Source organism: Pseudomonas sp. 10C3 (assembly GCF_036346185.1).
Taxonomy (GTDB): Bacteria; Pseudomonadota; Gammaproteobacteria; order Pseudomonadales; family Pseudomonadaceae; genus Aquipseudomonas.
Genome location: NZ_JASJVE010000010.1, coordinates 121,353 through 147,483, shown reverse-complemented (window position 1 = coordinate 147,483; position 26,131 = coordinate 121,353). Strand labels below are relative to the sequence as shown.

Annotated in this window: 25 protein-coding genes; 15 read left to right on the top strand and 10 right to left on the bottom strand. The window is 58.9% G+C overall.

Annotation, left to right across the window (positions count from 1 at the left end):
* Positions 1–14 precede the first annotated feature (14 nt).
* From QN399_RS11895 to fba, 4 genes are all read left to right on the top strand, one after another.
* Positions 15–1,178, top strand: coding sequence for a phosphoglycerate kinase (locus tag QN399_RS11895; RefSeq protein ID WP_322218399.1), 1,164 nt, complete (start codon positions 15–17; stop codon positions 1,176–1,178).
* Between the two features lie 28 nt (positions 1,179–1,206).
* The gene (locus tag QN399_RS11890; protein ID WP_322176832.1) at positions 1,207–1,431 is read left to right on the top strand and encodes a hypothetical protein; all 225 of its coding nucleotides are present in this window, start codon (positions 1,207–1,209) and stop codon (positions 1,429–1,431) included.
* A 109-nt stretch (positions 1,432–1,540) separates the two neighbouring features.
* Complete coding sequence (locus QN399_RS11885; RefSeq protein WP_219064022.1) at positions 1,541–1,864, top strand: MliC family protein; 324 nt, start codon at positions 1,541–1,543, stop codon at positions 1,862–1,864.
* Between the two features lie 131 nt (positions 1,865–1,995).
* On the top strand, positions 1,996–3,060 hold the full coding sequence (gene fba / locus QN399_RS11880; protein WP_219064023.1) for a class II fructose-bisphosphate aldolase: 1,065 nt from the start codon (positions 1,996–1,998) through the stop codon (positions 3,058–3,060).
* A gap of 74 nt (positions 3,061–3,134) precedes the next feature.
* On the opposite strand, the gene QN399_RS11875 is transcribed toward fba, so the two are convergent.
* The 5 genes from QN399_RS11875 to choX all read right to left on the bottom strand — a co-directional run bounded on the left by QN399_RS11875 (position 3,135) and on the right by choX (position 7,880).
* Positions 3,135–4,295, bottom strand: coding sequence for a gamma-butyrobetaine dioxygenase (locus QN399_RS11875; protein WP_330200985.1), 1,161 nt, complete (start codon positions 4,293–4,295; stop codon positions 3,135–3,137).
* Positions 4,296–4,335: 40 nt separating this feature from the next.
* Positions 4,336–4,806 carry a thioesterase family protein gene (locus QN399_RS11870; RefSeq protein ID WP_322218396.1) on the bottom strand — a complete coding sequence of 157 codons (471 nt, stop codon included), beginning with the start codon at positions 4,804–4,806 and terminating at the stop codon, positions 4,336–4,338.
* Positions 4,807–4,854: 48 nt separating this feature from the next.
* Complete coding sequence (locus tag QN399_RS11865; protein WP_322182671.1) at positions 4,855–5,820, bottom strand: L-carnitine dehydrogenase; 966 nt, start codon at positions 5,818–5,820, stop codon at positions 4,855–4,857.
* 141 nt (positions 5,821–5,961) lie between these two features.
* Positions 5,962–6,849: a 3-keto-5-aminohexanoate cleavage protein gene (locus QN399_RS11860; protein ID WP_322182669.1), complete on the bottom strand. Its 888-nt coding sequence runs from the start codon at positions 6,847–6,849 to the stop codon at positions 5,962–5,964.
* An 83-nt stretch (positions 6,850–6,932) separates the two neighbouring features.
* On the bottom strand, positions 6,933–7,880 hold the full coding sequence (gene choX / locus QN399_RS11855; protein WP_322182667.1) for a choline ABC transporter substrate-binding protein: 948 nt from the start codon (positions 7,878–7,880) through the stop codon (positions 6,933–6,935).
* Positions 7,881–8,069: 189 nt separating this feature from the next.
* On the opposite strand from choX, the gene QN399_RS11850 reads away from it, so the two are divergent.
* Positions 8,070–9,014, top strand: a complete 945-nt coding sequence (locus QN399_RS11850) for a GlxA family transcriptional regulator (protein WP_322182911.1) — start codon at positions 8,070–8,072, stop codon at positions 9,012–9,014.
* Between the two features lie 19 nt (positions 9,015–9,033).
* Here the strand turns inward: QN399_RS11850 and QN399_RS11845 are convergent, their stop codons facing one another.
* On the bottom strand, positions 9,034–9,426 hold the full coding sequence (locus QN399_RS11845; protein WP_322182665.1) for a lysozyme inhibitor LprI family protein: 393 nt from the start codon (positions 9,424–9,426) through the stop codon (positions 9,034–9,036).
* A gap of 240 nt (positions 9,427–9,666) precedes the next feature.
* Between QN399_RS11845 and QN399_RS11840 the strand changes: the two genes are divergently transcribed.
* The 6 genes from QN399_RS11840 to QN399_RS11815 all read left to right on the top strand — a co-directional run bounded on the left by QN399_RS11840 (position 9,667) and on the right by QN399_RS11815 (position 17,471).
* On the top strand, positions 9,667–10,644 hold the full coding sequence (locus QN399_RS11840; RefSeq protein WP_322182663.1) for a dipeptidase: 978 nt from the start codon (positions 9,667–9,669) through the stop codon (positions 10,642–10,644).
* Between the two features lie 84 nt (positions 10,645–10,728).
* The gene (locus tag QN399_RS11835; protein ID WP_219064030.1) at positions 10,729–11,259 is read left to right on the top strand and encodes a DUF5943 domain-containing protein; all 531 of its coding nucleotides are present in this window, start codon (positions 10,729–10,731) and stop codon (positions 11,257–11,259) included.
* 15 nt (positions 11,260–11,274) lie between these two features.
* Positions 11,275–13,335, top strand: a complete 2,061-nt coding sequence (gene dgcA, locus QN399_RS11830; protein ID WP_322182660.1) for a dimethylglycine demethylation protein DgcA — start codon at positions 11,275–11,277, stop codon at positions 13,333–13,335.
* A 161-nt stretch (positions 13,336–13,496) separates the two neighbouring features.
* On the top strand, positions 13,497–15,458 hold the full coding sequence (dgcB, locus tag QN399_RS11825) for a dimethylglycine demethylation protein DgcB (protein WP_322182657.1): 1,962 nt from the start codon (positions 13,497–13,499) through the stop codon (positions 15,456–15,458).
* A complete protein-coding gene (locus QN399_RS11820) occupies positions 15,458–16,678 on the top strand; it encodes an electron transfer flavoprotein subunit alpha/FixB family protein (protein WP_323566138.1) in 1,221 nt (406 codons plus the stop codon). Before dgcB ends, QN399_RS11820 begins: the two co-directional genes overlap by 1 nt.
* A complete protein-coding gene (locus tag QN399_RS11815) occupies positions 16,668–17,471 on the top strand; it encodes an electron transfer flavoprotein subunit beta (protein ID WP_322182652.1) in 804 nt (267 codons plus the stop codon). Before QN399_RS11820 ends, QN399_RS11815 begins: the two co-directional genes overlap by 11 nt.
* A 101-nt stretch (positions 17,472–17,572) precedes the next feature.
* On the opposite strand, the gene QN399_RS11810 is transcribed toward QN399_RS11815, so the two are convergent.
* Positions 17,573–18,130, bottom strand: coding sequence for an alpha/beta hydrolase (locus QN399_RS11810; protein WP_322182650.1), 558 nt, complete (start codon positions 18,128–18,130; stop codon positions 17,573–17,575).
* 675 nt (positions 18,131–18,805) lie between these two features.
* Entirely contained in the window at positions 18,806–20,104 is a 1,299-nt protein-coding gene (gene gbcA, locus QN399_RS11805) for a glycine-betaine demethylase subunit GbcA (RefSeq protein WP_330200972.1), read from the bottom strand.
* 338 nt (positions 20,105–20,442) lie between these two features.
* Between gbcA and gbcB the strand changes: the two genes are divergently transcribed.
* Positions 20,443–21,543, top strand: a complete 1,101-nt coding sequence (gene gbcB, locus QN399_RS11800; protein WP_322182646.1) for a glycine-betaine demethylase subunit GbcB — start codon at positions 20,443–20,445, stop codon at positions 21,541–21,543.
* Between the two features lie 71 nt (positions 21,544–21,614).
* On the opposite strand, the gene QN399_RS11795 is transcribed toward gbcB, so the two are convergent.
* Entirely contained in the window at positions 21,615–23,240 is a 1,626-nt protein-coding gene (locus QN399_RS11795) for a methyl-accepting chemotaxis protein (RefSeq protein ID WP_322218387.1), read from the bottom strand.
* Positions 23,241–23,558: 318 nt separating this feature from the next.
* Here QN399_RS11795 and QN399_RS11790 point away from each other — a divergent pair, with 318 nt between their 5' ends.
* Positions 23,559–23,792: a hypothetical protein gene (locus QN399_RS11790; protein WP_322182642.1), complete on the top strand. Its 234-nt coding sequence runs from the start codon at positions 23,559–23,561 to the stop codon at positions 23,790–23,792.
* The gene (locus tag QN399_RS11785) at positions 23,789–24,091 is read left to right on the top strand and encodes a cell division protein ZapA (RefSeq protein WP_219064042.1); all 303 of its coding nucleotides are present in this window, start codon (positions 23,789–23,791) and stop codon (positions 24,089–24,091) included. Before QN399_RS11790 ends, QN399_RS11785 begins: the two co-directional genes overlap by 4 nt.
* A 112-nt stretch (positions 24,092–24,203) precedes the next feature.
* On the opposite strand, the gene QN399_RS11780 is transcribed toward QN399_RS11785, so the two are convergent.
* A complete protein-coding gene (locus QN399_RS11780) occupies positions 24,204–25,247 on the bottom strand; it encodes a low specificity L-threonine aldolase (protein ID WP_322182639.1) in 1,044 nt (347 codons plus the stop codon).
* A gap of 105 nt (positions 25,248–25,352) precedes the next feature.
* Here QN399_RS11780 and QN399_RS11775 point away from each other — a divergent pair, with 105 nt between their 5' ends.
* On the top strand, positions 25,353–26,096 hold the full coding sequence (locus QN399_RS11775) for a TraX family protein (RefSeq protein ID WP_322182637.1): 744 nt from the start codon (positions 25,353–25,355) through the stop codon (positions 26,094–26,096).
* Positions 26,097–26,131 lie beyond the last annotated feature (35 nt).

Here is a 26,131-nt window from a genome sequence, read left to right as displayed (position 1 = left end):
CCAGGGACAGCCTCATGACCGTGTTGAAGATGACCGACCTCGATCTGCAAGGTAAGCGTGTATTGATCCGTGAAGACCTTAACGTCCCGATCAAGGACGGTGTGGTAACCAGCGATGCGCGGATTCTTGCTTCGCTGCCGACCATCAAACTGGCGCTGGAAAAGGGCGCCGCCGTCATGGTCTGCTCGCATTTGGGCCGTCCGACCGAGGGCGAGTTCTCCGCTGAAAACAGCCTCAAACCCGTTGCCGACTACCTGAGCAAGGCGTTGGGTCGTGACGTACCGCTGATTGCCGACTACCTGAACGGTGTCGAGATCAAGGCGGGCGACATCGTGCTATTCGAGAACGTGCGCTTCAATAAGGGCGAGAAGAAAAACACCGACGAGCTGGCGCAAAAATACGCTGCCCTGTGCGATGTATTCGTGATGGACGCTTTCGGTACAGCTCACCGCGCCGAGGGCTCGACCCACGGCGTCAGCAAGTTCGCCAAAGTCGCGTGTGCCGGCCCGTTGCTGGCTGCCGAGCTGGATGCATTGGGCAAAGCCCTTGGCGCTCCGGCCCAGCCAATGGCGGCTATCGTCGCGGGCTCCAAGGTCTCCACTAAACTGGATGTGCTTAACAGCCTGAGCCAGATCTGCAACCAGTTGATCGTCGGTGGCGGCATCGCCAACACCTTCCTCGCAGCGGCCGGGCACAATGTCGGCAAATCGCTGTACGAGCCTGATCTGCTGGACACCGCCCGCGCCATCGCCGCCAAAGTCAGCGTGCCGCTGCCGGTGGATGTGGTAGTGGCCAAGGAATTCGCCGAAAACGCTGTAGCGACGGTCAAACTGATCGCTGACGTGGCTGACGACGACATGATTCTGGATATCGGTCCGCAAACTGCAGCGCACTTCGCCGACTTGTTGAAATCGTCGAAGACTATCCTGTGGAACGGTCCGGTTGGCGTGTTCGAGTTCGATCAATTCGGCGAAGGCACCAAGACGTTGGCCAAGGCTATTGCGGCTAGCGATGCATTTTCCATTGCGGGCGGTGGCGATACGCTGGCGGCCATCGATAAATATGGCGTAGCGGATAAAATCTCCTACATTTCTACCGGTGGCGGCGCTTTCCTTGAGTTCGTCGAAGGCAAAGTCCTGCCCGCGGTTGAAGTATTGGAGCAGCGGGCCAAGGCCTGAGCGTCCGGTGTGGGTGAAGGGGATTTACATGGTCAAGCGGTTACCACTGTTTGTCATTGCCGGTCTGATGGCCGGGTGTGCCAGTGAGCCCGGCGCTGAAGACGCAAAAGCCGCGCCCAAGGCACCTCGGGCAAGCTGTTACGAAGCTGACTGGCAGGCGGAAACCGTGCCGATCATCTATAAGCGCGGCGGCCCGGATGTACTGGACAAGTATGAGGTCATGCCTGCTGAGGTAAAGGCAGGCTGTCCTTGAGGCTTGGGGTGCGATTGAGCCTACGATGATGCAATCAGGAACAAAACCGCCCCTGATCGACCGAAGTGATTGGCACTTGCCGAGCTTCATGGGGTGGCCAGGAGAAGTAATGAAAGGCTTAATCGCCCTTGCGACATTTGCAGTGCTGGGCGGATGCGCCAGTATGAATGCACCGGAACAACAGAGCGCGTGGACCCGTTGGGTGTGTGACAGTCAGGCCGAAGTGCTATGGCATTTCACCGACAGTACCAAGACTCAAGTCGATGTTCGCCTGGGTGGCAAAGATCAGGTCTATCGTTTGAAGCCTGAGCCTGGCGCTTCCGGGGAGTTGTACAGCGACGGTGTCTTGGCGTTTCACATAAAGGGTGAGGAAGGCCTGGTGTACTGGGTCGCCACCAATGATTTGATCGGTCGCGCTTGCAAGGCTCCCTAGTTCGGCGCTGAGTATGTTTGCGACTGCCTGTTGAGCGCGCTCGGCCATTGTCCGATGCGCAAAATTTGAATAGCAGCCGCCGTTAAGGCAGGCTTGCACGATTAACGACCCAACCGGGAGAGAAACCTAAAATGGCACTTATCAGCATGCGCCAGATGTTGGACCACGCAGCCGAGTTCGGCTACGGCGTCCCAGCTTTCAACGTCAACAACCTGGAACAGATGCGCGCCATTATGGAAGCGGCCGACAAGACCGATTCCCCGGTGATCGTTCAGGCTTCGGCCGGCGCCCGCAAATACGCCGGTGCTCCGTTCCTGCGTCACTTGATCCTCGCCGCCATCGAAGAATTCCCGCACATCCCGGTGGTCATGCACCAGGATCACGGCACCAGCCCTGATATCTGCCAGCGCTCGATCCAGTTGGGTTTCAGCTCGGTCATGATGGATGGCTCCCTTGCCGAAGACGGCAAGACCCCGACTGATTACGAGTACAACGTACGCGTAACTCAGCAAACCGTGGCCATGGCGCATGCCTGCGGCGTATCGGTCGAAGGCGAGTTGGGTTGCCTGGGTTCCCTGGAAACCGGTATGGCTGGCGAAGAAGACGGCGTGGGTGCAGAAGGCGTGCTTGATCACAGCCAACTGTTGACCGACCCGGAAGAAGCCGCTGACTTCGTCAAAAGGACTCAGGTCGATGCCCTGGCTATCGCCATCGGTACCAGCCACGGCGCGTACAAGTTCACCAAGCCGCCTACCGGCGACACCTTGGCGATTGAACGCATCAAAGAAATCCACAAGCGCATCCCCAACACCCACTTGGTGATGCACGGTTCGTCTTCGGTCCCGCAAGAATGGTTGAAAATCATCAACCAATACGGCGGCGACATTAAAGAGACCTACGGTGTACCCGTCGAAGAAATCGTCGAAGGCATCAAGTACGGCGTGCGCAAGGTCAACATCGACACCGACCTGCGTCTGGCGTCCACCGGTGCGATGCGTCGCCTGATGGCCACCAACCCGAGCGAATTTGACCCACGTAAATTCTTCGGCGAAACCATCGTTGCCATGCGTGACATCTGCATCGCGCGTTACGAAGCGTTCGGTACTGCTGGTCAGGCATCGAAGATCAAGCCGATGTCGCTGGAAAAAATGTACCTGCGTTATGCCAAAGGCGAGTTGAACGCCAAGGTCAACTGAGTTTGAGTTGATTGAAAAAACCCGCAGCGATGCGGGTTTTTTTATACCTCAAGTTACCTGTAGCAGCGCTGCATCTACCGTTGCAATACCCGAATGCGCGACAGCAGTTCATCGCGGTCTATGTAGCAACCCTGGAAGTGCCGCGCCCCGGTTGCCGGGTCGAACGCATTACGGGCGTGAAGGGTGCGGCGATTGTCGAAGCACCACATGTCGCCGGGGCTCAGCCGCGCACTCACTCGAAAGCGCGCTTCGCGGGTCATGGCGATAAAGCGTCGATAGGCCCGATACAGTGCGGGCATCTGCTCTGCGGGTGCATCGAACGGGCCGCGCAGGAAGTTTGCCATGCGGATTTCACGGACCTGGCCCAAGGTGTCCAATGCAATGATCGGCGCGAGGCACCGGTAGTCGCTGTGGCGATCCTTGTTGCGAAACTCCAGCGGAATCTCGCACAGGCTGCGAAACGCTTCCGGGTCTTCATGGCGCAGGGCATTGGCAATCGCGAAGCCGTCGACGAACACACTTTCGCCGCCCACCGCGTCATTCACCAGACAATGCAGAAATTGCAACCCCGGTTGCAGCTCGCGGGTTGGTAGGTCGCTGTGTAACGGTAGGTTGAAGGCGGTGTAGGCGTTGCTGTCGGCATCGGCTTTTGATTGCACATTGAACAGCACGCCGAAATTACTCTCGCGGATAAACGAAATCCGCTTGGCGATTTGCGCCAATGAGCCAGGTTCCGTGGGCACGCCGCGCACCTGCGTCAGGCCGATATCACGCAGCGCCAGCAGCCACTGAAGCAGCGCCTTCGGGTCCTCCATGATCGCGTGATATTCGAACACCGGCAGTTGCAGGTTGGCGGTCCACAGTTGGCTTTTCGGTGTGGCCTCGAACCGCTCGGCGCGCGATGCCTCGTCGTAAGCATGGGCACGCAGCCAGCCAGGATCGAAGCGGCTTTGATGGCCGTCCTGCCATTCCACCCACAGGCAACCCTGGGCGTCGATCAGACTGGTGTTGGGCACCAGGTCTTCAGCGACATCGACGATTTCCAGCACCTGCTCACGGGTCACGCTGTACACGCATTCAGGGCACGGGCAGTTATCCCGCAGCCATTGATGATGAAAGGGGCTGAGCCGCCCATCGGCCCATTGCACGTGCAACCTGTCCGCCAAGGGTTGTACGGCGGTCAACGCGCTGATCAACGGGTAATTGCGAAAGTCGGCGACGGCGGGAGTGTTAATGGCGATCTCCTTTTCTATTGTCGTAGGTGGCGGCAGAGGGTCAGACGGGCAAACCAATCACGCGGCCGATGTAGGCGGGCCGCGGCAGGTCTTTTTGGGTTTCGACCAAGGCCAGCAGGGTGTTCAATACCGGCTCGCTGAACGGTGCCGAGCGTGGGCCCGCCAGGTCGACGTGCAACAGCATTTGTTCGTTGGCGGCCAAGGGTTCGTCGCTGCCGGGTGTGTGCAGGCTGTGGTAGAGGTGCACGCGTTTACGGTCGTGGCCGATGACTTGAGTGCGGACTTCGACCTCTTCACCCTGCTTCACTTCATGCAGATAATTGAGATGGCATTCGAGGGTGAACAACGAGTGACCGCTGGCTTCGCGGTTGTCGCTGTCCAGGCCCAAATGGTCCATGAAAGCGTCCGTGGCGTAGCTGAAAATCAGCAGATAGAACGCATCGCGCAGATGCCCGTTGTAATCGACCCAGTCGGCGAGGACTGGGGTTGTGTAGGTGGTGAGTGTTGGCATGGCAGTCTCATCAATTTTTATCTGGAATGAATTCCCTGTAGGAGCGGGCTACTCGCTAAACGCCATTCCATGCTTGGCTTTAGTGGTTTTCACCGCGTCAAGTACGGCCAGCAGGCAGTCATCGCGATAGCGTTCCAGGGCTGAAATACTGTGGCTGCCGAGCTGGTCGGTGGTGCCGTCGACCACATCGTCGATCAGCTTGTCGGTCAGTTCGGGGGCCGGCAAATAAGTCCACGGCAGTTGCAGCGCCGGGCCGAATTGCGCCATGAAGTGGCGCATGCCAGCATCGCCACCTGCCAGGGTGTAGGTGAGGAAGGTGCCCATGAACGACCAGCGCAGGCCTGCGCCAAAGCGGATCGCATCGTCGATTTCGCCGGTGGTGGCCACCCCGTCGTTGACCAGGTGCAAGGCCTCGCGCCACAGCGCTTCAAGCAGACGGTCGGCGATAAAGCCCGGCACTTCCTTACGCACATGCAGCGGCCGCATGCCCAGGGATTCATACACCTTGATCGCCGCTTGTACGGCCTCGGGGGCCGTGTGTTTGCCACCGACCACTTCAACCAGTGGCAGCAGGTAGACCGGGTTGAATGGGTGACCAACCACGCAGCGTTCCGGGTGGATGGCGCTTTCGTAAAATTCGCTGGGCAACAGCCCCGAGGTGCTGGAGCCGATCAAGGCATTGGGCTTGGCTGCGGCGCTGATCTTGCTGTGCAGGTCCAGCTTCAGGTCGAGACGCTCGGGGGCGCTTTCTTGAATAAAGTCGGCGTCACGCACGCATTCTTCAATCGTCGCGACAAAGCGCAGGCGACTTTGCGACGCCCCAGGGGCTAGGCCCTGTTTTTCCAGGGCGGACCAGGCATTGGCCACGCGTTTGCGCAGGGCCTCCTCAGCGCCGGGCGCCGGGTCCCAGGCGATCACGTCCAGGCCGTGAGCCAGTGCGCGGGAAACCCAACCGCTGCCGATAACACCGCTACCGAGCGCGGCGAAGATTTTGATGTCAGTGATAAAAGTCATCGAAAATTCCTGAAAAAAGTCGCTTTTGTAGCTGGCTTGTCTGCGAATGCCAGACGACACGGTCTATCAGATACACCGCGCTGAATGGTCTTCGCAGCGGGACGCGTAGTGACAAGTCAGCTCCTACAGTTCGGGGTGTCGTTAGCCGCGTTTCTTGAGGCCCATCTTGACCCGGCCTTCAGCAGGGGTCAGAACCCGGGCGCCCAAGCGGCTGAGGATTTCCGAGGCGCGTTCGACCAGTGCGCCATTGCTGGCCAGCACGCCGCGATCAAGCCAGATGTTGTCTTCCAGACCCACACGCACGTTGCCGCCGAGCAGCACGGCCTGGGCTGCCATCGGCATCTGCATGCGGCCGATACCAAAGGCTGCCCACACGGCGTTTTCCGGCAGGTTATCGACCATGGCTTTCATGGTTGTGGTGTCAGCAGGCGCGCCCCACGGGATGCCCATGCACAGCTGGAACAGTGGGTCGTCGAGCAGACCTTCCTTGATCATCTGCTTGGCGAACCACAGGTGACCGGTGTCGAAAATTTCCAGCTCGGCTTTCACGCCCAGCTCTTGAATGCGTTTGGCGCCAGCGCGCAGTTGGGCCGGGGTGGACACGTAGATGGTGTCGCCATCGCCAAAGTTCAGGGTGCCGCAATCGAGGGTGCAGATTTCCGGCAGCAGTGCTTCGACGTGTGCCAAGCGACTCAGCGGGCCGATCAGGTCGGTGTTCGGACCGAACTCCATCGGGTTCTCGCCTGCGCCAATCTCTAGGTCGCCACCCATGCCGGCGGTGAGGTTGACGATGATGTCGACGTCGGCTTCGCGAATGCGCTCCATCACTTCACGGTACAGGGCCACGTCGCGGCTGAACTTGCCGGTGTCAGGGTTGCGTACATGGCAATGGACCACGGTCGCCCCGGCTTTGGCGGCTTCAACGGCGGCGGCAGCGATTTGTTTGGGAGTGACCGGGACCAGATGGCTCTTCCCGGTAGTGTCGCCAGCACCGGTCAGTGCGCAGGTGATGATGACGTCATGGTTCATTTCAGGTTCCTTACAGGCGGTTTTTAGAGTGTGGTGATCCCTTCCGCAGCCTGTTCAGGCTGCGGATCGGTGGTTCGGATACGCTACGGGTTGCTGCTAAGTTTCAGGTTTTCAGCGGCGTCTTTGCCGTCAAAGGTTTTCACCCCAGCGAGCCAGCGCTTGAGGTCTTGCGGATGGTCTTTGAGCCATTGCCGGGCTGATTCAAGCGCGTCTTTGTGGTTGAGCAACGGCTGCATCATCCGACTCTCGTCTTCAGCGGTGAAACTCAGGTTGGTCAGCAGCTTGTCGACGTTCGGGCAACGCTGGGCGTAATCCGGTGCGGTAACGGTCCAGACTTTGGCCTCGCCTTCATTCGGGCCGAGGGCGTTATCACTGCCGGTGAGGTAGGTCATTTTCTGGTTGACGTTCATTGGGTGCGGCGCCCACCCGAAGAACACGATGGCTTCGTTGCGATTGACCGCCCGGGTGACTGCCGACAACATTCCGGCTTCGCCTGATTCCACCAACTGGAAGTCGCCGAGGCCAAACTGGTTCTTGGCGATCATTTCCTTGATCTGGGTGTTGGCGCCCGATCCTGGCTCGATGCCGTAGATTTTGCCGCCCAGTTCTTTCTTGAACTTGGCGATGTCGGCAAAGGTTTTCAGGCCCTTGTCGGCGAGGTAGGTTGGAACGGCGAGGGTCGCGCGAGCGTCTTTGAGGCTGGGTTCAGGCAGGATGCGCACCTGATTTTTTTCCACGAACGGGGTGATGGTCTGGGTCATCAACGGGTCCCAGTAGCCGAGGAACATGTCCAGGCGCTGATCGCGGATACCGGCGAAGATGATTTGCTGTGAGGCGCTGGTCTGTTTGGTCTTGTAGCCCAGGCCATCGAGCAGAACCTGGGTCATGGCGCTGGTAGCCATAACGTCGGTCCAGTTGACCACGCCCAGGCGTACGTTCTGACAGGTTGCCGCTTCAGCTGCACTGGCGCTGTTGGCGATGAAGGTGGTTCCGGTGAGTGCCAGCAAACAACAGCTGATCAGTCGTTTCATGATGGATTCCCTCGGCAGTCGTTATTGTGGGGTTCCGACGTCTGCGCGCCGTGATGCAACGTTACGCAGCCGCAGCCCCTGGAAAACGCACAGCGGCGACGCGCTCTTGCACAGTAGCGACTTGTTCTCTTGCTGTCCTCATTCAACTGGCGTATGTGGTGAGTGATGCTGACCTCGCGAGTACCGCCGATGTCCCAGGACTATTACTTTTTGCTCATGCCAGGGTTCTCGGTGATGGGCTTCGTCTCGGCCGTCGAGCCGCTGCGCGTCGCCAATCGCTTCGGTGGCGAGCTGTATCGCTGGCATGTGCTGAGTGTCGATGGCGGGGCGGTGGTTGCCAGTAATGGCATGTCGGTCAACGCCGATGCCGCGCTGGAGCCGCTGAAGAAAGGCACGACGTTGTGGGTGGTGGCTGGCTTTGAGCCGCTGAAATTCTGCACCCCGGCACTGGAGCACTGGCTGCGTCGACTCGACCACGAAGGCGTGACCCTTGGTGGCATCGACACCGGCAGTTTTATCCTGGCGCAGGCAGGCCTGCTCGACGGCCATCGTCTGACCCTGCATTGGGAGGCGCTGGGGGCGTTCAAGGAGTCTTATCCACAGCTGGCAGTGACTCAGGAGTTGTTTGAAATCGACCGTCGCCGCATCACGTCCGCAGGCGGCACGGCGTCCATCGACATGATGCTCGACCTGATCGGCCAGGCCCACGGGCCGGAACTGGCGATTCAGGTCTCGGAACAGTTCGTGCTCGGCCGGATTCGCCCACGCAAAGACCACCAACGCATGCAGATCGCCACGCGTTACGGTATCAACAACAAAAAGCTGGTGCAGGTGATTGGCGAAATGGAGCAGCACACTGAGCCACCGCTCAGCACCCTGGACCTGGCAGAAGGCATCCAGGTCACCCGCCGCCAGCTGGAGCGCCTTTTTCGCCTGCATTTGAAAGACACACCGAGCAATTTCTATCTCGGGCTGCGCCTGGAGAAGGCGCGGCAACTGCTGCGCCAGACCGACATGAGTGTGCTGGAAGTCAGCCTGGCCTGCGGCTTTGAATCGCCATCGTATTTCACTCGCAGTTACCGCGCGCGGTTTGCGCGCTGCCCGAGAGAGGATCGACAGCGGACGAATGCGTGAATCACTATCAGGCGCTGCTTCACTCCATCCCGATCGACTGCAAATACTCCGACCGTTGATCGCTCATCTGCGAGAAGCAATCGTTTTGCCCGATTTCTAGGGTCTGGCTGCCTTTTTCGCTCAGGAAGGTTTGTACCGCGCAGTCAGCCTCGCGCAGTTTGGTCCAGATTTGTTGGGCATTTTTTATTTTGGCGAGGTAGTCGTTCAGCTGCGCCGGGTGGTTGGCGTACTGAGAGCTGATCCGGTCGACCAGGTCTTTATAAGCGCTGTCCAGCTCGTGCTGGGAGGTGGTTTTGTTGAAGGCTGAGCACTCGAAGCTCTGCTGGGTGGTTTCCACGTTGTCGCAGGGGGTGCTGTCTTCGGCTTGAGCACCGGTTGCCAGCACTGCCAGCACCAATAACATTGACCTCATTTGCAACATCCTCGCCGGTTGTTCAGAGCAATCGCCAAGGATTTTCCCCCAGCCGCCGCGTAAAGAATAGAGGCCCAATGGTCTATCTATGTAGACGGCGCTTACCCTTTGTCGTTTCTTGACGCTTTCGGCAAACCCCCTGTCGTTTTTGCACCCGGCTCGCTCAACCCTCAGGCATATGCTGGCCCCAAAGCGCCGGCAGACGATTCGGCGCATGAATCACCCAGAGGGGACAGCCTGATGAGCCCAGCCGAATTGCACGCCGACAGCATCGTTATTGACGGGCTGATCATTGCCAAGTGGAACCGTGAGCTGTTCGAAGACATGCGCAAAGGCGGCCTGACCGCAGCCAACTGCACCGTGTCGGTGTGGGAAGGTTTCCAGGCGACCATCAACAGCATCTGCACCAGCCAGAAGCTGATGCGTGAAAACAGTGACCTGGTCATCCCCGTGCGTACCACGGCGGATATCCGCAAGGCTAAAGAACAAGGCAAGACCGGCATCCTCTTCGGTTTCCAGAACGCCCACGCTTATGAAGACCAGATTGGCTACGTCGAGATCTTCAAGCAGCTCGGCGTTGGCATTGTGCAGATGTGCTACAACACGCAAAACCTGGTCGGCACCGGCTGTTACGAACGTGACGGCGGCCTGTCGGGCTTCGGTCGCGAGATCGTTGCCGAAATGAACCGCGTCGGTGTCATGTGCGACCTGTCTCACGTGGGTTCAAAAACCTCCGAAGAAGTCATCCTCGAATCGAAAAAACCGGTCTGCTACTCGCATTGCCTGCCGTCCGGCTTGAAAGAACATCCGCGCAACAAGTCCGATGAAGAACTGAAGTTCATCGCTGACCATGGCGGTTTTGTCGGCGTGACCATGTTTGCGCCGTTCCTCGCCAAGGGTATCGATTCGACCATCGACGACTACGCCGAAGCCATCGAATATGTGATGAACATTGTCGGTGAAGACGCCATCGGTATCGGCACTGACTTCACACAGGGTCACGGTCAGGACTTCTTCGAATACCTGACCCACGACAAGGGCTACGCGCGGCGTCTGACCAGCTTCGGCAAGATCATCAACCCGCTGGGTATTCGTACCGTGGGTGAGTTCCCCAACCTGACCGAAACCCTGCTCAAACGCGGCCACCCCGAGCGCGTCGTGCGCAAAATCATGGGCGAGAACTGGGTAAGCGTCCTCAAGGATGTTTGGGGCGAGTAACGCTCACACCGTATCTGCATTGAATAGCTGACCCCACTGCCATCCGCGCAGTGGGCGCAACCCGAATTTCTGGAGTGTTACCCCATGGCTAAAATCGCCCCGCAACTGCCTATCGAAGTCGACAGCGAAACCGGTGTCTGGACGTCTGATGCGTTGCCGATGCTCTACGTGCCACGTCACTTTTTCGTCAACAACCACATGGGCATCGAAGAAGTGTTGGGCGCTGACGCCTACGCCGAAATTCTCTACAAGGCGGGTTACAAATCGGCCTGGCACTGGTGCGAGAAAGAAGCTGAATGCCACGGCCTGGAAGGCGTCGCGGTGTTCGAACACTACATGAAGCGTTTGTCGCAACGCGGCTGGGGGCTGTTCAAGATCGAAGCCATTGACCTGGAAAAAGGCACCGCCAGCATCCGCCTGGAGCACTCGTGCTTCGTCTATGTGTACGGCAAGGTCGGGCGCAAGGTCGATTATATGTTCACCGGCTGGTTCGCGGGTGCCATGGATCAAATCCTGGCCGCCAAAGGCAGTCCGATCCGCACTGTGGCCGAGCAGGTTTACGGTGGTTCTGAAGAAGGCCACGACGATGGCCTGTTCATCGTCAAACCGTTGTAAGTCGAGGTTTCCGTCATGGCTTTCGAAGCAATGTTCCAGCCTATCCAGATCGGCAAACTGACCATCCGCAACCGCGTACTCAGTACCGCACACGCCGAGGTTTATGCCACCGATGGCGGCATGACCACTGACCGGTACGTGAAGTATTACGAGGAGAAAGCCAAGGGCGGCATCGGCCTGGCCATTTGTGGCGGGTCCTCCAGCGTGGCCATCGACAGCCCGCAAGGCTGGTGGAAATCGGTCAACCTGGCCACCGACAAGATCATCCCGCACTTCCAGAACCTGGCGGATGCCATGCACAAGCATGGCGCCAAGATCATGATTCAGATTACTCACATGGGTCGTCGTTCGCGCTGGGACGGCGACCATTGGCCGACCCTGCTGTCACCGTCCGGCATTCGTGAGCCGGTACACCGCGCGACCTGCAAAACCATCGAGCCGGAAGAAATCTGGCGCGTGATCGGCAACTACGCCAGCGCTGCCGGGCGGGCCAAGGCCGGTGGCCTGGATGGCGTCGAACTGTCCGCCGTGCACCAGCACATGATCGATCAGTTCTGGAGCCCTCGGGTTAACAAACGCACCGATGAGTGGGGCGGCAGTTTCGAAAACCGCATGCGTTTCGGTCTGGAAGTGCTCAAGGCTGTGCGCAAGGAAGTCGGTCCGGATTTCTGCGTCGGCATTCGTCTGTGCGGCGATGAATTCCATCCCGATGGCCTGAGCCATGAGGACATGAAGCAGATCGCCAAGTACTACGACGACACCGGCATGCTCGACTTTATCGGTGTGGTCGGTTCGGGGTGTGACACCCACAACACCCTGGCCAACGTTATCCCCAACATGAGTTATCCACCGGAGCCGTTCCTGCATTTGGCCGCCGGTATCAAAGAAGTGGTCAAGGCCCCGGTCCTGCACGCGCAGAACATCAAGGACCCGAACCAGGCGACACGGATTCTGGAAGGCGGCTACGTCGACATGGTCGGCATGACCCGTGCGCACATCGCGGACCCGCACCTGATCGCCAAGATCAAAATGGGCCAGGTCGATCAGATCAAGCAATGCGTGGGTGCCAACTACTGCATCGACCGTCAGTACCAAGGGCTGGATGTGCTATGCATCCAGAACGCCGCGACCTCCCGTGAGTACATGGGCGTGCCGCACATCATCGAAAAATCCACCGGCGTGAAACGCAAAGTGGTGGTGGTCGGTGCAGGTCCTGCAGGCCTGGAAGCCGCACGCGTGGCTGCCGAGCGTGGGCATGATGTGACGTTGTTCGAGAAAAAAGACGTGCTCGGCGGGCAGATCACTACCGCATCGAAAGCGCCGCAGCGCGATCAGATCGCCGGTATCACCCGCTGGTTCCAGCTGGAATTGGCGCGCTTGAAAGTCGACGTGCGTCTGGGGACTGCGGCCGACCCTGCAACCATCCTGGACTTGCGTCCGGACGTGGTCGTGCTGGCAAACGGCGGTCACCCGTTCCTGGAACAGAATGAACATTGGGGCGCGGATGAAGGCCTGGTGGTCAGCAGTTGGGACATCCTCGACGGCAAAGTTGCGCCGGGCAAGAACGTGCTGGTCTACGACACCATCTGTGAGTTCACCGGGATGTCGGTTGCCGACTTCCTCGCGGACAAAGGCAGTCAGGTCGAGATTGTCACTGACGACATCAAACCGGGCGTGGCCATTGGCGGAACATCGTTCCCGACGTACTACCGCAGCATGTACCCCAAAGAAGTGATCATGACCGGCGACCTGATGCTGGAGAAGGTCTATCGCGAGGGTGACAAGTTGGTCGCGGTGCTGGAGAACGAGTACACCGGCGCCAAAGAGGAGCGGGTGATCGACCAAGTGGTGATCGAGAACGGCGTGCGTCCAGACGAAGAAATCTACTACGCGCTGAAAGAGGCCTCGCGTAACAAGGGCCAGATCGACATCGAAGCGTTGTTCGCTATCCAGCCGCAACCTTCGCTGAGTCAGCCGGGCGAAGGTTACTTGCTGTTCCGCATCGGCGACTGCGTGGCCCAGCGCAACATCCATGCGGCGATCTACGACGCATTGCGGTTGTGTAAGGATTTTTAAATCAATACCTCTGTAGGAGTGAACGTGTTCGCGATTGGGCGCGGAGCGGCCAAAAAGGATTTGTTCATTTGATGAACGCCTGAAGGCCGCCCCGGCCTTATCGCGAACACGTTCACTCCTACGGTAAATGCGTTTCTCCGCTTTCCCGGTGGGAGCTCCACATGTTGAACACCCTTCTTCCCATCCTGTTGTTCGTCGCCCTGGCCCTGGCCGTGTTGGGCGCAGTGCGGCGGATGCTGCTGTGGCGCCAAGGCCGGGCGGCCAAGGTCGACTTGCTCGGCGGTCTGCTGGCCATGCCCAAGCGCTATATGGTCGATCTGCACCACGTCGTGGCACGGGATAAATACATCGCCAACACCCACGTTGCGACGGCGGGCGGTTTTGTCTTGGCGGCCGTACTGGCGATCCTGGTACACGGCTTCGGCTTGCATAACCGGATCCTCGGCTACGCCTTGCTGTTGGCGTCGGCGATCATGTTTGTCGGCGCAATTTTCATGGCACTGCGCCGGCTCAATCCGCCTGCGCGGCTGTCGAAAGGTCCATGGATGCGCCTGCCGAAAAGCCTGATGGCCTTTTCCGTCAGCTTCTTTCTGGTGACCCTGCCAGTGGCGGGCATCCTGCCGGAGCACTTTGGCGGTTGGGTTCTCGTCGTGCTGCTGGGCGTGGCCGTGGCCTTGAGCTTGACGGAAATGTTCTTCGGCATGACTTGGGGCGGGCCGATGAAGCACGCCTTTGCCGGCGCTTTGCACCTGGCCTGGCACCGTCGCGCCGAGCGCTTTGGTGGCGGCCGTTCCACCGGTTTGAAACCGCTGGACTTGAGTGACCGCAGCGCACCTTTGGGCGTGGAAAAGCCCGAGGATTTCACCTGGAACCAACTGCTGGGCTTCGACGCCTGTGTGCAGTGCGGCAAATGCGAAGCCGCCTGCCCGGCGTTCGCTGCCGGCCAGCCGCTGAACCCGAAAAAACTGATTCAAGACATGGTGGTCGGCTTGGCTGGCGGCACCGATGCCAAGTTCGCGGGGAGCCCGTATCCATCTCTTGACGGCAGGGGCAAACCGATCGGCGAACACGGCGGCAATGCCCATCAACCGATCGTCAACGGTCTGGTGGACGCCGAAACCCTGTGGTCTTGCACCACCTGCCGCGCCTGCGTCGAAGAATGCCCGATGATGATCGAGCACGTTGACGCCATCGTCGACATGCGCCGTTTCCTGACCCTGGAAAAAGGTGCGACGCCGAACAAGGGCGCCGAAGTGCTGGACAACCTGATCGCCACGGACAACCCAGGCGGCTTTGCGCCGGGTGGCCGGATGAACTGGGCGGCCGACCTAAACCTCAATCTGCTAAGCGAGAAGAAGACCGCCGACGTGCTGTTCTGGGTCGGCGACGGCGCGTTCGACATGCGTAATCAGCGGACCTTGCGCGCCTTCGTCAAAGTACTGAAAGCCGCCAATGTCGACTTCGCGGTGTTGGGTCTCGAAGAGCGCGACAGTGGCGACGTGGCTCGCCGTTTGGGCGATGAAGCGACGTTTCAGATGCTTGCCAAACGCAACATCCAGACCCTGTCCAAGTACGCTTTCAAGCGTATTGTCACCTGCGATCCGCACAGCTTCCATGTGCTGAAAAACGAGTACGGTGCTTTTGATGGCAACTATCAAGTGCAGCACCACAGCACCTACATGGCCGAGTTGATCCAGGCGGGCGCGTTGAACCTTGGCCAACACAAAGGCTCCAGCGTGACGTATCACGACCCGTGCTACCTCGGTCGTTACAACGGCGAATACGAGGCGCCGCGTGAGGTATTGCGCGCACTGGGTATCGAGATCAAGGAAATGCAGCGTTCCGGTTTTCGCTCCCGTTGCTGCGGCGGAGGTGGCGGCGCGCCGATCACCGACATTCCTGGCAAGCAGCGGATTCCCGACATGCGCATGGAAGACATCCGCGAAACCGGCGCCGAGCTGGTGGCTGTGGGTTGCCCGCAATGTACGGCGATGCTTGAAGGGGTGGTCGAGCCTCGGCCACTGATCAAAGACATTGCTGAACTGGTCGCCGATGCGTTGCTGGAAGACGTCGTCACCAGCAAACCGACACCTGTTAAACGCCAACCTGCGGAGGTGAATTGATGAGCGACATTATCCGCCGCGACCCCCGCGCCGAATGGATCGCCCGTAACCGCCTGCACCCGCTGCACGCGGCCATGCAACCCGCGCAAACCCGCTGGATGGGGCCCAACGGCATCGTGCGCAAAGATGTGCACAACGTGGGTTTCATTGGCCCCAATGGTATCAAGCGGATCGACCGCAGCGGCGCGCAGCAGGGCGGTGCAGTCAAACGTTCTGCTGCGGCCGACGTGCAGTTGCCGCTGCATGTCATCGCGCAACCGGCGTTCTACATTTGCGTCGCACCGGACATGGTCGGCGGCCGCTTGAGCAGTCACGACCGCGACGTGTTGGGCCAGGCTCGTCAATTGGCCGGCAACGACGGTGCAGTGCTGGCCGTGGTATTCGGCGAGCACAAGGAAACTGCGTTTGCCACCGCCGGCGTCGACCGTCTGTTGCTGCTCGACGGCAGCGAGTTCAGCGGTTATTCACCGGAACAGCGTGTTCAGGGTCTACGGGCTGTGGATAACCAGTTCAATCCGCGTCATTGGCTGCTGCCTGACAGCCGCAGCGGTGGCGGTGAGCTGGGTCGACGTTTTGCCGCAAGCCTGGGCGAACGTCCGGCAACACGGGTCTGGCAGGTGACTGACGAGCAGTGCATCGGCCGCGCGGGTGCGGGTCGTGAAGACTTGGCCCGTCCATTGGCTCGCTTGATTCTGGCCGCCGTCGAATGCGCCGAGCCAGTCAGTGAAACCCTTCACGAAGCCTTGCCGGTGGAGTTATCCACAGCCGTCGCTCGCAGTCTGTCGCGTATCGAAGACCTCGGCGCAGTGGCGGTGGACCCGGCAGCCGTCCCCATGGCTGAAGCGGAGTTCATCTTCTCGGGTGGCAATGGCGTGAAAGATTGGGATTTGTTTCACCGAACTGCAGCGGCATTGGGCGCCACCGAAGGCGCATCCCGTGTGGCGGTGGACGATGGCTACATGGCGCGTGATCGTCAGGTCGGCGCCAGTGGTACTTGGGTCACAGCTCGGGTGTATGTGGCTGTCGGTATCTCCGGCGCGATCCAGCATCTGCAAGGCATTGGTGCCTGCGACAAGGTGGTGGCGATCAACCTCGATCCGGGGTGCGACATGATCAAACGTGCTGACCTGTCGGTGATCGGTGAAAGCGCGGACATACTCAAGGCACTGATTGTTGCCGTTGAGGCTTACCGCAATGAGGGGAAACGCGATGCTGCATAATTCGAAGGCCCCTGTGGATAACAGTGCAATTCACATCATCAGCCTGGTGTCCATCGGTGCGCACCCGACGTCCGGCCGTCCACGCCGCGCCGAACAAGATGCGCGCGCTGTCGAACTGGGCCTGCAACTGGCTGGGGACAACTTGCACGTGCTGCACGCGGGCAATGTCGACGAGCCTGCGCTGCGGGCTTACTTGGGCATGGGCCTGGACGAACTGCATGTACTGGAGCAGCCCCCAGGCGCGGATGCCTTGCCAGCGCTGATCGATTATCTGCGCGAAGCCAATGTTCAAGTGGTGCTCACCGGCAGCCAGGCGGAAACCGGTGAAGGCTCGGGCATGTTGCCGTTTCTGTTGGCGGAAAAACTGGGCTGGCCGCTGGTGGTCGGATTGGCGCAGGTCGAATCGCTGGATAACGGCGTGGCCCATGTGCTGCAAGCGCTGCCACGCGGTCAACGTCGTCGTCTGAAGGTCCGCCTGCCGTTTCTCGCGACTGTGGATAACGCCGCGCCCAAGTCCCGGCAGAGTGCCTACGGGCCTGCACAGCGCGGCGTGCTTGCGGCTGATCAGGTTGAAGTGGTGGTGGACGAACTGCTCGCAGCGTCATCACTGCAACCCGCCAAACCAAGGCCAAAACGTCTGAAAGTGATCAAAGGCAAAAGCGGCGCCGACCGCATGAAAGCCGCAACAGCCAAGGCCAGCGGTGGCGGTGGGCAAGTACTCAAAGGCCTCGGCGCCAAAGAAGGCGCCGAGGCGATTTTGAAGTTGTTGATTGAGGAAGGCGTGGTGCGGTAGGTGCGCAGGAAGTACCACTGCGACTTCTGGATGATTACTCCGGATATCACGCCCCGGCGTTGCAGCCGGGGGGGGCGAATGTCTGGCCTGCATGGCCCGAGCTACTTAAGCTGGAACTGCGGATCTCCCGTGAGTTTGAACAGCAACTCAACGCCCTCGGGCCAGGGCCCATACCCGGTTTGGCCGTTGATATGGCCGGCATTTTCCACCCGGACCAGTTCACTGCCCCAGGCCTGGCTGAAAGCCTTGGCCCGCTCCTGGGTGACATACGGATCATCCGTACTCGCCACCATGATCGTTGGAAAAGGCAGGCATTGCGTCGACATCGGCACAAATCCCGATGTGCCTGACGGATAGCTATCCGCCTCGGTATCACTCGGAGCCACCAGCAATGCGCCACGAACCTTGTGCGCCTCGGGATACTGCTGCGCCCAGCGGGTGATCAAGGTACAAGCCAGGCTGTGGGCCACCAGCACGACCTCCCTGTCGGCAGCAGCAATTTCCTGATTTAAGCGCTCCACCCAATCCTTCGCGTTTGGCGTTTCCCAGTCTTGCTGCTCGACCCTGTGCAGGCCTGAAAACTGCCGCTCCCACTGTGACTGCCAATGTGCTTCACCCGAATTGAACAGGCCCGGCAAGATCAAAACCCTGACTGTCATCGTTCTTCTCCTTCACGATCATTCACACGCCAGCAAAGAGCCATTGGCTGCAAAAAACACCAGCACACCGATGAAACTCGACAACAACATACGCCGAGTCAGGAAAAACAGCACAAAAACAGCCAGGGACTTCGTGTAAGTAGCTCTTGGAGGAGGCGTGCTGCCGTACAGCGGTCGTAAACCAGTGAATGCATTTTCAGACTGAAACTGAGTTCAGTGTCTTCGGACCGCCTCGCGATCTATCGCGAGCAAGCTCGCTCCTGCAATTTAATTAAGCAGCTGATTGAATAAGGCGTGTTCGTTAAATAGCTTTCGCAAGCAAGCTGGCGCGGTATCAAAATACTTGCCCACAATCTCTGTTGGCGCTTCTGTGGATAACATGTTCACGGTCCTTTGCAGGCCACTATCGACGTGGCTTTGCGCGACATGATCAAAAAACAATCAATAGTGCCCTGAAAGGGTACTTCCTGATAAGTCACGGTTTTTCTTGGGTTTTTCCACAGGCAAAATTCGACTTGCCCACAATTGCTGTGGGTGGGTCTGTGGATAAGTTGTTGGCGGAAGGCTGAGGGGGTCGGCGGGGTTGGTGTTGGCGGGCATTGGTTAAAAATTAATCAGCTGTAGGCGCGAACTCGTTGACGGCGCAGTGTGACGGACACACCGCGCCATCTCCCCTTACTCGTGACTGACTGGCACACCCTTCAGGTACGCTGCCGGCTCTGCGCCGAGGTTGCTCAGCAGGCGTTCGCTGTACCAGTCGATGAAGTTGACCACGCCGAACTCGTACGTCTTGGAGTACGGGCCTGGCTGATAAGCCGTAGAGTTGATCCCTCGCTGGTTTTCTTCTGCCAGACGACGGTCCTGGTCGTTGGTAGCGTCCCACACCTTGCGCATATTGGCCGGGTCGTAATCGACGCCTTCAACCGCATCCTTGTGCACCAGCCATTTGGTGCTGACCATGGTTTCCTGTGCGCTGATCGGCCACACGGTGAAGACGATGATGTGATCGCCCATGCAGTGGTTCCAGGAATGCGGCAAGTGCAGAATGCGCATCGAGCCCAGGTCCGGGTTTTTGATCCGGCCCATGAGTTTCTTGCAGCCTTGCTTACCATCCATGGTCATCGACACCGTGCCTTTGAGCAGCGGCATGCGCACGATGCGGTTACGCAGGCCGAAGCTGGCGTGAGCGTAGGGAATCTTCTCGGCTTCCCAGGCAGCGGCAGACGCGGCCACGTGATCCTTGAAGGCCTGGTCGGCACGCGGGTCGGTGACGTCGTCCCATTCCAGCAGGGTTTTCAACAGTTCCGGGTGCGATGCATTGCAGTGGTAACACTCGCGGTTGTTTTCCAGCACCAGCTTCCAGTTGGCTTTTTCCATCAAGGTGGTTTGCACCGCCACCTTGGTGTTCTCCATGTCGTACGGTTCCATGTAATGAGTGAGCGTCGCCAGGAACTCATCGATGGCTGGTGGGTTTTCCGCCAGGCTGATGAAGATGTAACCCCCTGCGGTTTTTACGTTCACCGGCTTGAGGCCGTACTGCTTCATATCGAAGTCGGCGCCCATCTCGCTGCCCGCGAATAACAGGCGACCGTTCAGCTCGTAGGTCCACTGGTGATACGGGCACACCAGCTTGGCGACCTTGCCTTTTTCCCCGGTGCACAGACGCGAGCCACGATGGCGGCAGACGTTGTGAAACGCGTTGATCTGACCGTCAGGACCCCGAAGGACGATGATAGGGTTCTTGCCGATTTGCAGGGTCAGGTAATTGCCCTTGGTCGGAATCTCGCAGGTCATGCCCGCGACCAGCCACTCTTTTTGAAAGATTTCCTGCATGTCGATTTCAAACAGCCGCTCGTCACTGTAGAAAGGCTGCGGCAGCGAAAACGTGCGTTCGCGGTTCTGCAGCATTTCGGCGGTGGCCTTACGTGCAGGTTCCAGCGGATCGCCCAAGCTCAAGGTTGCGGTGACGTCCATCTTTCAAGTCCTCATGACCGGTTTCAACGGTCGGCGAATGTGGCTAATAAGGTTCTTTAGGTCAGTTGCACGTAAGGCGACGGTTCTTTTGCCGTTCATGCTCATGGTTACGCTTTTCATTGCAAAGCGGGCATGGATACTTAGAGCCGAGTGTGGGGTCCGGCGCTGACCGAACCTTATCCATGGGCGACATGGCCGAATCCGTTTCCGACGCGTGAACCCCGGTCGTTAGGGGCTGGTCGCGATAAGTACGTCAATGTCGCAGATAGGCAAGTGGGCAATCTGCGGCTTACGCAGAATCCTCAACATAAGGCCGACAGTCGGCCGTGGAGATGAGCATGTCTAACAGTTTCCTCAGCCCGGTAAATACCCAGACCTGGGCCAATGGCCGCCACCTGGTTCGTGTCGTCAAGGTGATCCAGGAAACCTGGGACGTGCGCACCTTCTGTTTCATGGCCGACCAGCCGATTTTGTTCTTTTTCAAGCCGGGTCAGTTCGTCACCCTGGAGCTGGAAATCGACGGCGAGTCAGTGATGCGCTCGTACACCATCTCCAGCTCGCCCTCCGTGCCGTACAGCTTCTCTATCACCATCAAGCGTGTGCCCGGCGGCAAGGTCTCGAACTGGCTGCACGACACTCTGCATGAAGGCCAGGAGCTGGCGGTGCACGGGCCGGTGGGTTTGTTCAACGCCATCGATTTCCCCAACCCGAAAATTCTCTACCTCAGCGGCGGTGTCGGTATCACGCCAGTCATGTCCATGGCGCGCTGGTTTTACGACACTAACGCCAATGTCGACATGGTTTTTGTCCACAGCGCCCGCTCGCCCAAAGACATCATTTACCACCGCGAGCTGGAGCACATGGCGTCGCGAATCGACAACTTCAGCCTGCACCTGGTGTGCGAGAAGCATGGCCTCGGCGAACCATGGGCCGGTTATCGCGGTTACCTGAACCAGAAAATGCTCGAATTGATGGTGCCGGATTTCCTTGAGCGCGAGGTGTTCTGCTGCGGACCGACGCCTTACATGAACGCCATCAAACGCCTGCTCGAAGCCAATGGCTTCAACATGGATCAGTACCATGAAGAGTCGTTCGGCGCGACGCCGCCTGAAGCCCGCGCCGATGCGGTGGAACAAGCCGAGCAAGCGGCCGACGCCCCTGAGATCGATCTGGCGGACCTGCATCAAGTGGAGTTCATTTCGACCGGCAAGAGCATCCGCGTCGGTCCGGGCGAAACCGTACATGCTGCTGCCGCCAAGCTTGGCCTGATGATTCCAAAAGCCTGCGGCATGGGCATCTGCGGGACCTGCAAGGTGTTGAAGCTGGGCGGGGAAGTAGAGATGGAGCACAACGGCGGCATCACCGATGAAGACGTGGCCGAGGGTTATATCCTGTCGTGCTGCAGTGTGCCTAAAGGTGATGTGCGGATCGATTACTGATGCGGTGTGTCAGGCACACCGCATCAGGCCGTTCGCCAACAAGCTGACGCCTGCCGATGATGGTGTAGCGTTTACAGACTAAACCGCGCAACCATGCTGTTTAGGTCGACCGCCAGGCGAGACAATTCGTTGCTGGCGGCGCTGGTCTGATTGGCACCCGTCGCCGATTGCACCGACAGGTCACGGATGTTCACCAGATTACGGTCCACTTCGCGGGCGACTTGTGCCTGCTCCTCGGCGGCGCTGGCGATTACCAGATTGCGCTCGTTGATCTGCACGATGGCCTGATTGATGGTATCCAGCGCCATGCCCGCGCCTTTGGCGATGTTCAGCGTCGATTCAGCCCGCTCGGTGCTGTTGCGCATCGAGTTGACAGCCTGTTCGGTGCCACCCTGAATGCTGCCTACCATCCGCTCGATTTCGCTGGTCGACTGTTGGGTGCGATGCGCCAGGGCGCGAACTTCGTCGGCAACCACCGCGAACCCACGACCCGCTTCACCGGCACGTGCCGCTTCAATGGCCGCGTTGAGGGCCAGCAAGTTGGTCTGATCCGCCAGACCACGAATCACATCAAGTACCTTGCCGATATCCCGCGACTCGTTGGCCAGATTACCAATCAGCTCGGCGGTGCTTTGCACGTCACCGCTCATCCGCTCGATAGCACCGACCGTTTCCATCACCAGTTCCCGGCCATCGCCCGCTGAGGTGGTCGCGCTTTTCGAGGCATCGGAAGTGCTCACGGCATTGCGCGCAACTTCTTCCACTGCGCTGGTCATTTGATTGACGGCCGTCGCGGCCTGCTCGATTTCCTTGTTCTGTTGCGAGAGTCCGCGCGCGCTTTCGTCGGTGACGGCGTTCAGTTCTTCGGCTGCGGATGCGAGCTGAGTGGCCGAGCCGGAAATCCGTTGCAGGGTATCGCGCAGTTTTCCCTGCATTTTTTCCATGGCAGCCAGCAGGCGGCCGGCTTCATCACTGCCATTGACTTTGATCGGGCGTGTCAGATTACCCTCGGCGATGTCTTCGGCGGCGGCCAAGGCCTGGGAGATGGGCAGGGTGATGCTGGTGGTCAGGAGCCAGGCGAAGAGGACGGTGAGGAGGGTAGAGACAATCAGGATCCCGACCAGAAGATCGAATGCCATGCTGTACTGGTCGCTCGTTTCTTTGTTGCTTTCGCTCAACTGACGGGTATTGATATCGACCAGTTTGCTCAGTACGGCATTCATTTGTTCCGAGTTGCTCAGCAGGTCCGCGTTGAGTATTGAACGCAGTTCATCAACCTGGTTGTTGCGCGACAGCGTCTTGATTCTCTCTTCAAGCTGGCGGTACTCGGCGAGCTTTTGCACGTATTGGTCATACGCAGTACGTTCCTCCGAACGGACGATCAGCTTCTCGTAGATGTTTTGTGCGGCGCGAATCTGCTCGTTTCTTAGCTGAAACAACTCAATGGTTTTCTGTTGAACGTCGGGCTCGCGATTGATCAGCAAGCGGTAAGACAGGACGCGCAGACGCAGTGTCAGTTGGGTGAACTCATCAAGGGCCTTGATGCTGGGCAAGCTGTTCTGCTCGATCGCCATGCCAGCCGCACGGATCTTGCTCATCTGCGTCAGGGCGAAGATGCCAAGGATTAGCATCAGGCTGCCAATCAGGGCAAACCCGAGAAACGCACGGGGAGCGATGTTCATATTGCGAAGGGACATAAGGGGTTCCGATGAGGGCGCGTTCCATGCGGGTAAGGCAAAAAAGTGTGGCTTGCATCACCTATCGGACATAAGACTAAAGTCTTGAGCATTGCTGGCGAACTTGTCCGTATTTGTCGCAGACGGCTTGGTCCGACGAGCAGCAGGAACCCCACAAGGAAAATGCAGTCAGTAACATTCCTATGCGTTTACATCGGCAACTCTTGAAAAGAAGCGCATCGGCGAGGAATCAAAGGCGTGAACGCCTTGATAAGCCTGGCGTGTGCAGTGACTTTTCTTTATCGTGTGCGCCCTTTGAAATTTGCTCGAGAAATCAAAATGTTGGAAGCATCCCTGAGTCAATTGGAACAACTGGTCAGTGACCTTGTGCAGCAGAATCAGACCCTTCACGCCGCGAACGCGCAATTGAGTGCCGAGCTGGTCCAGGTCAAGGATGACAACGACAGCCTGCAATTGAGTCTGCTGGAGCAGGAAGAAAAACAGGGCGCTACCGCTGCCCGTATTCAGGCATTGGTTCAGCGTGCCACTAGCGTCAACCCTGTCAGCGCATGAGTAGCGATAGTCATGCAGTGAAGGTCGTCTCTATTCTGGGCAACGACTATTCGATCAAGGCCCCCCTGGGGGAAGAGCAGGCCTTGCTGGATGCGGCGGTCATGCTCAAGGCCGCCCTGGCTGACACCAAAAAGAAATACCCAAGCCTGATCGGCGATAAATTGCTGGTATTGGCGGCGTTGAACCTGTGTTCGCAGCAGGTAGAACTCAAACGCCAGCACAAGATGGACCTCAACCGTTATCAAGAGCAGGTCAGCGCCACGGTTGAAGTCATCTCCAAGACCCTGGCTCAGGGTTGAATTGAGCTGGCAAATACAAAAACGATTATTTTGCAGGCGCGCGGGCAAGCGCGCTCCTGCAAGTGCCGTATTTGCTACGCGACCGCGCAGTATCCCATCCAGAAGACCGGCTTTATCCCGCCTGCATCACCGTTCGGATATCCGCTGCCAACTCGCGCACGCGGTCTTCTTCGGTGTCCCATGAGCACATGAAGCGCGCGCCGCCGTTGCCGATAAAGGTATAGAAGCGCCAGCCTTTATGGGTCAACGCCTTGATCGCCGGTTCCGACAGTTGCAGGAATACGCCGTTGGCCTGCACCGGGAACATCAGCTCTACGCCAGGGATGTCCTTCACCAGTTCGCTGAGCAATTGCGCGCAGTGGTTGGCGTGGCGTGCATGTTTGAGCCAGGCATCGTTCTCCAGCAGCCCGACCCACGGCGCTGAGAGAAAGCGCATTTTCGAGGCCAGTTGCCCAGCCTGTTTGCAGCGGTAGTCAAAGTCTTCAGCCAGTTTATGGTTGAAGAACAGAATCGCCTCGCCCACCGCCATGCCGTTTTTAGTGCCGCCGAAGCACAGCACATCGATCCCGGATTTCCAGGTCAGTTCTGCCGGGGAGCAATTGAGGTAGGCGCAGGCATTGGCGAAACGCGCGCCGTCCATGTGCAGATTGAGGCCCAGTTCCTTGCAGGTGGCGCTGATGGCCTTGAGCTCTTCGGGCTGATAGACACTGCCGACTTCCGTCGCCTGAGTCAGGGTCACGACCCGAGGTTTTGGGTAGTGAATGTCCTGACGTTTGAGTGCGACTTCACGAATCGATTCTGGGGTCAGCTTGCCGTTTTCGCTGCGGGCGGTCAGCAGCTTGGAGCCGTTGGAGAAAAACTCCGGTGCGCCGCATTCATCGGTTTCGACGTGGGCGGTTTCCGAGCAGATAACGCTGTGGTAACTCTGGCACAACGACGACAGCGCCAGAGAGTTGGCTGCGGTACCGTTGAAGGCGAAAAAGACTTCGCAGTCGGTTTCGAACAGTTTGCGAAAATGATCAGAGGCGCGAGCGGTCCACTCATCGTCACCATAGGCGCGCTGATGGCCGTGGTTTGCCTGTTCCATGGCGGCCCAGGCTTCGGGGCAGATCCCGGAATAGTTGTCGCTGGCAAACTGCTGGCTTTTATCTGTCATGGCCGATTCCCTGTGATCGAATAAGGTCGCACTTTAACCATGATTGTTGGCGCGGGTCATGCGTTGTTCTGTTTCCCGCTTTTTTCATCACGTGCATGGAGCCTTATGAGGTCGTTGCTGAAGCATCCGATAACCACCGGGCGAGACGCTGCGCTGGACCTGCTCAAGTGGCTGGCGATGCTGAGCATGGTGCTCGATCACCTGCGTTACGTCGGCTGGTCGGTGGACTTCCTGTATGTGCCGGGGCGATTTGCGTTTCCGTGGTTTTGCTTGGCAATCGCCGCCAATCTGGCGCGTGGCGGGGCTGGACAGGTTGAGGGCGTTCAATGGCGCTATCTGGCCTGGCTGCTGGTGTTCGCCGGGCTGGCGGAGCTGCCTTACCGGTTGTTCATGCTTCACGCAGACACCTTGAACGTGTTGCCGACGCTGGGGTTGGGGCTGTTGCTGGCGCAGGGTTGGCGCGACCGTACGCCGTGGGCGTTGTGTCTGGCGGGCGTGGTGTTGCTGGTGGCGGCGGTTTTCCAGGCGCAGCTGATGTTCGGCTTTTTTGGCGTCGCGCTGCCGCTGGCATTTTTGTGGGTGCTGCGCGGGCCATGGTACGGGGCACTATTGCCGGGGCTGGTGTGTCTGGCGAGCAACGCCTGGCCAGAGATGTTCGCGGCGGCGCGGTGGGGCGACAGTGTGTCGATACAGGGCATTGCGGTGTGCCTGATGGCGCCGCTGGTCGGATTGGCACTGCTGAAGACCCGGCTGACTGTCGCGGTCTGGCCAATGCGGCGCTGGGCGTATGCGATCTACCCCGTGCATTTTTTGCTGTTGGTCGGGGTCAGGTTTTGGGTGGCGGGGTGAATGCGTTCTATCGGTCAGATCGCGCCGGCTTCTTT